The organism is Sphingomonas sp., assembly GCF_035758555.1.
Taxonomy (GTDB): Bacteria; Pseudomonadota; Alphaproteobacteria; order Sphingomonadales; family Sphingomonadaceae; genus Sphingomonas_B.
Map to the genome: position 1 here is coordinate 1 of NZ_DASTXI010000089.1, position 7,553 is coordinate 7,553.

8 protein-coding genes are annotated in these 7,553 nt (G+C 67.0%); 2 read left to right on the top strand and 6 right to left on the bottom strand.

All coding sequences use genetic code 11. The annotated features are described in order from the left end of the window. The 5 genes from VFT73_RS15285 to VFT73_RS05470 all read right to left on the bottom strand — a co-directional run. A partial coding sequence (locus VFT73_RS15285) for an efflux RND transporter permease subunit (RefSeq protein ID WP_414712795.1) occupies positions 1 to 142 on the bottom strand: 142 nt, incomplete at its 3' end. 67 nt (positions 143 to 209) lie between these two features. Beyond that, positions 210 to 1,481, bottom strand: coding sequence for an efflux RND transporter periplasmic adaptor subunit (locus tag VFT73_RS05455; RefSeq protein WP_326409152.1), 1,272 nt, complete (start codon positions 1,479 to 1,481; stop codon positions 210 to 212). 3 nt (positions 1,482 to 1,484) lie between these two features. After that, positions 1,485 to 1,871: a hypothetical protein gene (locus VFT73_RS05460; protein WP_326409153.1), complete on the bottom strand. Its 387-nt coding sequence runs from the start codon at positions 1,869 to 1,871 to the stop codon at positions 1,485 to 1,487. Between the two features lie 278 nt (positions 1,872 to 2,149). Continuing rightward, entirely contained in the window at positions 2,150 to 2,761 is a 612-nt protein-coding gene (locus tag VFT73_RS05465; protein WP_326409154.1) for a TetR/AcrR family transcriptional regulator, read from the bottom strand. Positions 2,762 to 2,816: 55 nt separating this feature from the next. Beyond that, positions 2,817 to 4,316, bottom strand: coding sequence for an amidohydrolase family protein (locus tag VFT73_RS05470; RefSeq protein ID WP_326409155.1), 1,500 nt, complete (start codon positions 4,314 to 4,316; stop codon positions 2,817 to 2,819). Between the two features lie 88 nt (positions 4,317 to 4,404). Between VFT73_RS05470 and VFT73_RS05475 the strand changes: the two genes are divergently transcribed. Both VFT73_RS05475 and VFT73_RS05480 read left to right on the top strand, forming a co-directional pair. Next, positions 4,405 to 6,012: an amidohydrolase gene (locus VFT73_RS05475; protein ID WP_414712794.1), complete on the top strand. Its 1,608-nt coding sequence runs from the start codon at positions 4,405 to 4,407 to the stop codon at positions 6,010 to 6,012. A 104-nt stretch (positions 6,013 to 6,116) separates the two neighbouring features. Next, positions 6,117 to 7,190 (top strand): mechanosensitive ion channel family protein, encoded by a 1,074-nt coding sequence (locus VFT73_RS05480; protein ID WP_326409157.1) that lies wholly within the window; start codon positions 6,117 to 6,119, stop codon positions 7,188 to 7,190. Here VFT73_RS05480 and VFT73_RS05485 read toward each other — a convergent pair. After that, positions 7,162 to 7,553: trehalose-6-phosphate synthase (locus VFT73_RS05485; protein WP_326409158.1), on the bottom strand; the 392-nt coding region annotated here is incomplete at its 5' end. The genes VFT73_RS05480 and VFT73_RS05485 overlap by 29 nt on opposite strands.

The window sequence follows — 7,553 nt, forward strand, 5'->3', positions numbered from 1 at the left end:
AGACGGTGACGGTCGGCGGGACGATCTCAGGATATTGGGAGACCGGCAGGCCGAAATAGGCAATCGCACCAACGATCGTGATCACGATCGCGATGACGGCCGCGAAGATCGGGCGCGTGATGAAGAAACGCGAGAGGCGCATGGGGCTTCTCCTCGCTCGAATTGAGCTGGTCTGTGGAGGTGAGAGGGGCCCAAGGCCCCTCTCGCGCTTAACGGGCGGCGAAGGTCGCTTGGTCGGGCGGCGGCGTGCCGATCGCCGGCGCGTCCGCGATTTGCTGCGGCGTTACCTTGCCGGCGCGGACCTGCACCTTGGCACCGGGCGCAGCCAGCTGCGTGCCTGAAATGACGACGTGGTCCGCAGGCGTCAGGCCGGAGCGGATGACGCGGAGCCCATCGACCAGTGCGCCGACCGCAACCGGCTTGGCCGCGACGGTGCCGTCCTTGCCCACCACCAGCACGATCTTGCGCGCCTGGTCGGTCTGGACGGCCGCGTCGGGCACCAGCAGCGCCTTGACCGTGCCGCCGCTCGCCAGCCGCATGTTGCCGAACATGCCCGGCGTCAGGAACATCTCCGGATTGTCCAGCACGGCGCGACCGCGGATCGTGCCCGACTTCGGGTCGATGCCGTTGTCGGTGAAGTCGAGCCGGCCCTTCCAGCGATAATCCGGCTCGTCCTGCAGCCGGATCTCGACCGTTGAGGCGTCGATCCCCTGCTCCTGCGCGCGCTTCGCTTTCAGGAACAGGGCCTCGGATGCGTCGAAGCTGAAGTAGATCGGATCGAGCGCGTTGATCGTGGTCAGCAGCGAGCCCGCCGCGCCATCGCCGGCCATCACCAGATTGCCCGGATCGATCCGGCGATCCGACACGCGGCCGCCGATCGGCGCGCGAACCTGGGTGAACTCCAGGTCGAGCGCGCGCGAGCGGACCCGCGCCTGCGCGCCGGCAACGGCAGCCACGGCCGCGCGCACCCGCGCCTGGAGCCGGTCGACCTCGCTTTGCGATACCGCCTGGTCGCCGAGCAGCCGCTGCGCGCGGCCCAGATCGGCCTTGGCGAGCGCGAGATCGCTCTCGGCGCTCGCCAGCCCGGCACGCGCTTCGGCAAGCGCCGCCGCGAACGGGCGCGGATCGATCGTGAACAGCACCTGCCCTTTCCGGACCCGCTGCCCGTCGGTGAAATGGACGGCCGTGATCTGGCCGGAGACACGCGGCCGCACTTCCACCGACCGGCTCGCTTCGAACCGGCCGACGTAATCGTCCCACTGGTTGACCTCGCGGACCAGCGGCTGCGCGACCGTCACTGTCGGCGCGGGCGGTGCTGCCGGGGCCGGCGCCTCGCGATTGGCGACGACCAGGCCGCCCAGCAGCACCGCCAGCGGCACCGCGACAAACGCGCCCTTGCGCCACCGTGCGCCGGTACGAATTTCGGCCGGCGCCGCGACTTCGTTCGCGCCGGTCTCGTCGATGCGAGTAATCATGTTCATGGCTCAGGCCCTCCGGCGGCGCGCGCTGCGGCCGCGGCTGATGCTGGTCAGGACGAGTTCGAGATGGTCCGGCGTGAAACCCGCCGCATGGAAGCCCTCGATCTCGGATTCGGGGATGGCGAAGCCGTGGTACCAGGCGTGCACCGACACCCGGCGCAGCGCCTCCAGCCGCGGATCGGCCAGCCGCGTGTCGGTCCGCCCGCCGAACAAGGCGGCAAGCGCGACCGCGATCCGGCCCGGCGTCCGCAGCGACGCCAGGGAATCGCGCTGGGCCAGCGCCACCACTTGCCATTCGAGCGCGCTCAGGCTGGCCTTGGGCGGAACAGGATCGTGCCGCGGGGCCACGGGCGCAGACGCAGCTGTCGGTTCGGCAAAGTTCAGATACGCCATGGTCAACTCCCTTTTCTCCGCCGGCGCAGGGCAAACCTCGCCCGTTCGCGAAAGCGCGTTGCGCCCGCGTGCTCCGGCACATGTTTTCGGCGGCACGAATGCGTCGCGGCGAAGCTATCGCCGCAGCTCGTTTCCGTTGGTCTGCTCTGGTGGTGGCACCTCGGCCATTAATCTCTACCGGTCGGTATATAAACCGTTCAGCAGGCGTTCAAGGCCTTTCTATACCGGTCGGTAGGCGATTTTTCCGCAGGCTTTTGATTTCCCGAAAAAACTTTTTTTCAGTCGCCCGGCCAAAAGGCCAGGCTAGTGTCGATCAGCCGCTCCAGATCCTCGCGCGAGGCGCCGGCTCCAGCCTGGACCGCCATGCCCTGAAGGATCGCGTAGAGATAGCTGGTCAGCCCTTCGACATCGACATGGGACGGCAGGTCCCCTTCCGCCTTGGCGCGATCCATTCGGGCGACCAGCGCGCGTCGGGCCGTAGCGCCGCGTTCCAGCACGAATTCGCGGATCGACTGCGCTTCCTCGCCGCACGCGACCGAGCTGATGACGCCCAGGCAGCCGCGGGGCTCGCAATTGCTCGTCTGGTTTTCCAGTGCCCCGCGCAGCAGATGCTCTGCAACTTTGCGCGCAGTCGGCTCGGCCAGGGCCTTGCCGACATAATCCATCTTCTCGCGCTCGTAGAGATCGAGCGCCTTGCAGAACAGCTGCTCCTTGTTGCCGAAGGCGGCGTAAAGGCTCGGCTTGGTGATCCCCATGGCGCTGGTGAGGTCGGTCATCGACGCGCCTTCATACCCCTTGCTCCAGAACACGCGGAGCGCCGCCGTCAGCGCCTGCTCGGTGCAGAACTCGCGCGGACGGCCCCGATGGGGAGCGGCGGCAATCGATTCCATAACGAGCGGTATATAACATCGCTGTCAGCAAATGCGAGTCCGCCGCCCACGTGCCTCAATACTGGCCATAGCGCCCCCTCACCGATGCGCGCAGCGCCGCGCTGTCATAGCCGATGCCGTCCTTGAACACGATTTCGACCTTCTCGATGTCGGTTATGTCGCGCGACGGATCGCCGCCGACCACGACCAGATCGGCATTCTTGCCGGCGGCGATCGAGCCGATCCTGTCGGCAAGACCCAGATAGGTCGCCCCGTTCAGCGTCGCGATCCGGATCGCCTCGACCGGTGTGAAGCCGGCCTGGACCAGCAGCTCGACCGCGCGCAGATCGCCCCAGCCGGGAATGACGTTGCCGGCGCCGGTCGGATCGGGGCCGGCGATCAGCAGTCCGCCCGCGGCGACGAACGCGCGTTCCAGCTTCAGCTCGTTAGCCCAGAGCTTCGCGCGCGCCGCCTTGCGTTCGGGCGTCCCCGCCTCGGTGAGCTTGCGGAGCCGGAAATAATCCTCGCGCGCCTGCGGCGTCAGGACGGCAAGCGCACTTTCCGGCAACGGGCGATAATCGGGCGAGCTCGGCTCGAACACCGGAAGCGTGGACGTGACCGCGACCTTGGCCTTGACCAGCGTCTGGATCAGATCGCGGGCGGCCTCGCTGTCGGCGTCCATTGCTGCGAGTGTCGGCGCGCCGACCGTTTTCGGGCAGACGTCCGGCTGCTTGCCGGGATCGTTCTGCGTGTTGACCCAGAAGCCGTGCTCCAGGTCGTCGATGCCCAGCGCTGCCGCTTCGGGATAGCTGACCGAGCAGAGGTGGCCGGTCAGCTTCAGTCCATGGCGATGGGCTTCATCGATGGCCGCCTTCAGCTCCGCGCGCGTGATGTTCATGTATGCCTTGAACGAGGTCACGCCCTGCCCCGCCCAGAACGCGACGGTGTTGCGGGCGTCCTCCGCATCTTTCAGCTGATGCATCTGGATGAAGGGGCTGTTCTTCCCCTCCAGATAGGGACCTGTCACGTCCATATGCGGGCCGGCCAGCAGGCCCGCATCGATCTGCGCCTTTACGTTCAGATCGGTATAGGGCTCGACGCTCCCGGTCGTCCGCATCGTCGTAACGCCGGCCGCGAGATACAGGCGCGGCGCGCTGAACGTCATCTGCGGCACCAGCGGCGTCGGCACATCGGCGTGGCCGTGATCGTCCAGATCGGGACGGGCGATATAGTACATATGGTCATGCATGCCGATCAGGCCGGGCAGGACCGTGCGGCCGGGCAGATCAAGCACGGTCGCGCCTTTCGGAACCGGCGCGGACGCGGGGGCAATCGAGCGGATCGTGCCGCCTTCGAGGATCACCGTCCGGTCCTCCAGCGGCGGCCGCCCGGTGCCGTCGATCACGCGCACGTGCCGAAGCGCGACCAGCGGGGCGTCGACCTTGACGAATGGGCGAACGCTCGCCTGCGGCGCCGATCGCGGCGGGAGCACCCGGTCCGCGAAAGAGACGGCAGCGGGGCTGGACGTTGCCGCAAGCGCCGCCGCGGCAAGCGCATTGACCAACGGCTGCATCATCTCGCCTCCCTATATCTGACCGGTTTTGCTTTGCGTCGCCGATCAATGCGTTAGGAAAGGGGCAAAAGCAAAGCGGGGAGTTCGCCATATGATTCGCGCGTGTTTCAGGCTGGGAACGGCCGCCATTCTCTTGTCCGCAGCCTCTGGAGCGCTCGCCGCGGGAGCGTCGGTTTCGTCGCTGAAGACGCGCGCGATCGCTGGCGTGGAAGCCCGTGCGAAGATGGCGCAGGAGATCACCGATTCCGTATTCAGCTTCGGCGAGCTCGGTTTTCATGAGGTCGAGACCTCGCGCTACCTGACAGACCTCCTCGAAAAGAACGGCTTCACGGTGGAGCGCGGGGTCGCCGGCCTGCCGACCGGCTGGGTCGCGCGCTGGACCTATGGCAGCGGCGGCCCGGTGATCGCGCTCGGCAGCGACATCGACGGCATTCCCAAGGCGTCGCAAAAGCCGGGCGTTCCGTGGCACGAGCCGCTGGTCGAAGGCGCGCCGGGGCATGGCGAAGGCCACAACTCCGGCCAGGCGGTCAACATCGTCGCTGCGCTGGCGGTCAAGGACCTGATGGAGCGGGAGAAGATTCCCGGCACGCTGATGCTCTGGCCGGGCGTTGCGGAGGAACTGGTCGCGGGCAAGGCGTTCATGGTCCGCGACGGCGTGTTCAAGGGCGTGGACGAGGTGATCTTCACCCATGTCGGCGACAATCTGAACACCACCTGGGGTCAGCCCTCGGGAACCGGCCTCGTGTCGGTCCAATATACCTTCAAAGGCGAAAGCGCGCATTCGGCCGGCGCGCCGTGGCGCGGCCGCTCCGCGCTGGACGCGGTCGAGCTGATGGACATGGGCTGGAACATGCGCCGCGAGCATCTACGGCCGGAACAGCGCTCACACTACGTCATCACCGACGGCGGCGACCAGCCGAACGTCGTGCCGTCGCTGGCGACCGTCTGGTATTATTTCCGCGAGCAGGACTTCAAGCGCATCCGCGACAATTTCGAGATCGGCAACGAGATGGCCGAGGGCGCGGCGAAGATGACCGGCACCACGGTCACGCACCGGATCGTCGGGACCGCGGCGCCGCGCCACTTCAACAAGCCGATGGCCGAGGCGGCCTACGCGAACATCAAGGCCGTGGGGCTGCCCCAATGGACCGAGGGCGAGCAGGCGTTCGCGAAGCTGGTCCAGAAGAACGTGAAGGCGGAAAAGCAGGACGGGCTTGCCACCAAGCTGGACGAGCTGGAGCCGCCGGCAGAGGAGCCGAAGAGCGGCGGTTCGGACGATATCGGCGACATCTCCTGGATCGTGCCGACGATCACGATCCGCTACCCGGCGAACATCCCGCATCTGCCCGGTCACAATTGGTCGAATGCGATCGCGATGGCGACGCCGATCGCGCACAAGGGCGTCGTCGCCGGCGCCAAGGTGGTGGCGATGACCACGCTCGACCTGCTGACGAAGCCGGAGCTTCGCAGAGCCGCGCGCGACTATTTCACGAACGTCCAGACCAAGGACCAAAAATATCAGCCGATGATCACGGCGGCGGACAAACCGGCGCTGGAGATCAACGCGGAGACGATGGACCGCTTCAAGCCTGAGCTTGCCAAATATTATTACGATCCGGCGCGCTATCCGACCTATCTGGAACAGCTCGGCATCCCGTTTCCGATGCTGAAGGAGCCGGCCGCGGGCGCCGGCCAGTAGCGCCGGGCGGACGCCTTCCGCCGGCAAGCTGGTCCTGACCGGCAGGGAACGGCGTCGGTCCTGCTCCGTTGGGTTTGAGGGGACAAGCTCAAAGGAGATGGTCGATGGAGCGGCTTGCCGCCACGCTTCCCTCATGGCTGGCGACGATCGCGCTGGTTGCCGGCGCCGTGCTGGTTGCACTGGCGCTGCATTGGATCGCGCTCAACCTGGCCAGACGTGCGGCGGCCAGATCGTCCATGACGTTGGACGACATGGTCATCCGGCGCATCTGCGCGCCGCTGCGCTGGCTGCTGGTCGGCTTTGCGCTTTCGACGATCCGGCCGGCGCTGGCGCTCGACGCCGCCGGGCTGCGGGCGTGGGATCGCGTCGCCGGACTCGTCTTTCCCGGCCTGGTCGGCTGGATGGCGGTCGCGGCGCTGAACATCGCAGCCGACTGGATACGGTCGCGGGCAGACATCAGCACGGCCGACAATCTGCGTGCGCGGCGGCGCCGCACGCGCGCCGACATCCTGCACCGCGTCGGCATGTTCCTGATCCTGCTCGTCACCTTCTGCATGATGCTGATGAGCATTCCGGGCGTCCGCAACATCGGCGTGACGCTGATCGCGTCGGCCGGCCTCGCCGCGCTGGCCGTCGGCGCCGCGGCGCAGCCTGCGCTCAAGAACCTGATCTCAGGGTTGCAAATGGCCTTTACCGAGCCGATCCGGATCGACGACGTGGTCGTGATCGAAGGCGAATGGGGCCGGATCGAGGAAATCCGGCTCACCTATGTCGTCGTCAAGGTCTGGGACGAGCGGCGGCTGATCGTGCCGGTCTCCAAATTCCTGGAAGACAGCTTCCAGAACTGGACGCGCACGACCAGCCAGATCCTGGGCAGCGTCTTCTGGTATCTCGATCCCGCCGCCGATATCGGCCGCCTCCGCGCCAAGCTGGGAGAGCTCGTCAAGGCGAACCGCCGCTGGGACGGACGCTTCTGCAACCTCCAGGTCACCGACAGCAAGCCCGAAGCGATCGAGGTCCGCGCGCTGATGACCGCCAAGGATGCGTCGACCGCCTTCGACCTTCGCTGCGACGTGCGCGAGGCCATGCTGGCCTTCATTCGCGAGCAGATGCCCGAGGCGATCGTCCGCTATCGCGGCGATCTGGGCTTCACTCGGCCGGAACCGGTGCCGACATGAGCGCCTCGGTAAAGCGCCGGCGCCACCAGACCACGTCCTGCTCCTCGACATTCTGCTTCAGGATGCGCCAGCGGCGCACCCGCTCCTCGAGCGGCATGCGCAGCGCCGTCATGATCGCGTCCGAAATCTCCTCGTTGCTGTATGGATTGACCAGCAACGCATCGCTCAGTTGCTCGGCAGCGCCGGCGAACCGCGACAGGATGAGGACCCCCGGATCGTCCGGCGACTGGGCCGCGACATATTCCTTGGCGACGAGGTTCATGCCGTCCCTGAGCGGCGTCACGAGGCCGATCTTGCTGGCCCGGTAGACTCCGGCCAGCACGTCGCGCGGATAGCTCTGGTTCACGTAGCGGATCGGCACCC

What these genes read in the sequence shown, in the direction of transcription:
- VFT73_RS05455 (WP_326409152.1), bottom strand. Translation starts at nt 1,481, where the DNA reads ATGAACATGATTACTCGCATCGACGAGACCGGCGCGAACGAAGTCGCG.
- VFT73_RS05460 (WP_326409153.1), bottom strand. Translation starts at nt 1,871, where the DNA reads ATGGCGTATCTGAACTTTGCCGAACCGACAGCTGCGTCTGCGCCCGTG.
- VFT73_RS05465 (WP_326409154.1), bottom strand. Translation starts at nt 2,761, where the DNA reads ATGGAATCGATTGCCGCCGCTCCCCATCGGGGCCGTCCGCGCGAGTTC.
- VFT73_RS05470 (WP_326409155.1), bottom strand. Translation starts at nt 4,316, where the DNA reads ATGATGCAGCCGTTGGTCAATGCGCTTGCCGCGGCGGCGCTTGCGGCA.
- VFT73_RS05475 (WP_414712794.1), top strand. Translation starts at nt 4,405, where the DNA reads ATGATTCGCGCGTGTTTCAGGCTGGGAACGGCCGCCATTCTCTTGTCC.
- VFT73_RS05480 (WP_326409157.1), top strand. Translation starts at nt 6,117, where the DNA reads ATGGAGCGGCTTGCCGCCACGCTTCCCTCATGGCTGGCGACGATCGCG.